This window comes from Novosphingobium sp. SG707, assembly GCF_012275515.1.
GTDB lineage: Bacteria > Pseudomonadota > Alphaproteobacteria > Sphingomonadales > Sphingomonadaceae > Novosphingobium.
On sequence record NZ_JAAZQL010000037.1, the window covers coordinates 1 to 1,557 of the forward strand.

General features: G+C 65.0%; 2 protein-coding genes. Both read left to right on the top strand.

Annotated elements, in window-relative coordinates; translation table 11 throughout:
• The coding region (locus tag FHW92_RS25465) for a glucuronate isomerase (protein WP_172249413.1) at positions 1-359 on the top strand (359 nt) is incomplete at its 5' end.
• The coding region (locus tag FHW92_RS25470) for a mannitol dehydrogenase family protein (RefSeq protein WP_168606083.1) at positions 356-1,557 on the top strand (1,202 nt) is incomplete at its 3' end. The genes FHW92_RS25465 and FHW92_RS25470, both read left to right, overlap by 4 nt.

A 1,557-nucleotide genomic window follows, 5' to 3' on the forward strand; every position in this document is an offset into this window, starting at 1 on the left:
GCCTGTCCATCATCCTGTTTACGCTCGATGAATCGACCTATGCCCGCGAATTGGCGCCGCTGGCCGGGCATTATCCCTGCCTGAAACTGGGCCCGGCATGGTGGTTCCACGACAGCCCCGAAGGGATGCGCCGCTTCCGCCATGCCACCACCGAAACGGCCGGCTTCTACAACACCGTCGGCTTCAACGATGACACGCGGGCCTTCCTCTCGATCCCGGCGCGCCACGATGTGGCCCGGCGGATCGACTGCGGTTTCCTGGCGCAAATGGTGGTCGAACACCGGATGGCCGATTGGGAAGCCGCCGAATTGGCACAGGACCTGACCTATAATCTGGTGAAAAAGGCCTATAAGCTGTGAGCCGGATTTCCGCACAAAACCTGCCCGACAATGCCGCCCAAGTTGCCGCCTTACCCGCCTATGACCGGGCGGCCAAGAGCATCGGCATCGTCCATTTCGGCCTCGGCGCCTTCACCCGCGCGCATCAGGCGTGGTACACGGATCGCGCGATGGAGGGCCATAATGGAGATTGGCTGATCGCAGGCATTTCGCTGCGCAGCCCTACCGTTGGCGAGCAATTGAACCCGCAGGACGGGCTCTACACGTTGGCCGAAAAATCGGGCGAGGGGACCAGGCTGCGCGTGATCGGCAGCGTGGCCGAGGTGATCGTCGCGCCGGAAAACCCGGCGCGGATCAAGGCTTTGTTGAGCGCTCCGGCGACCCATATCGTCACGTTCACCGTGACCGAAAAGGGCTATTGCCGCAAGGCGGACGGGGGCCTTGATCTTACCCTTGCAGCGGGCGGTTTCTATCCGCTGCTGGCCGAAGCGCTGGCCGCGCGCAAGGCGGCGGGGATCGGCGGGCTGACGCTGCTGTCCTGCGACAATCTGGCCGACAATGGGCATCAGCTCAAACGCCTGATGGGTGAGTATCTGGCCGCGCATCATCCCGATCTGGTGGATTGGGTCGCGGCCCATTGCACCTTTCCGTGCAGCATGGTCGACCGCATCGTGCCCGCCACCACAGACGCTGACCGCGCCGAGGTCGAGGGCCTGCTGGCCCTGCGCGACGAAGGCGTGGTGATGACCGAGCCCTTCAGCCAGTGGGTGATCGAGGACAGTTTTGCCGGTCCGCGCCCGGCATGGGAGGCTGTGGGCGCGCAGATCGTGGCCGATGTGGCGCCCTATGAAACGGCGAAACTGCGGATGCTCAACGGCGCGCATTCGGCGCTGGCCTATTGCGGGTTGGCGGCCGGATATACCTATGTTCATCAGGCAGTTGGCGATCCCGCCTTGCGCGACATGGCGCTGCGCCTGATGCGCGAGGAGGCAGCGCCCACCATTCCCGCGCCCGAGGGCATGGATCTTGCCGCCTATGCCGCCGCGCTGATCGAGCGCTTCGACAATCCCGCGCTCAACCACCGCCTGATCCAGATCGCGATGGACGGCTCGCAGAAGATCCCCCAGCGCTGGCTCGCCACGCTGGCCGCCAATCAGGCGCAGGGCCGATCCTGCCCCGCGATCCTCTCGGCCATCGCCGCCTGGATCAAACACCTGCG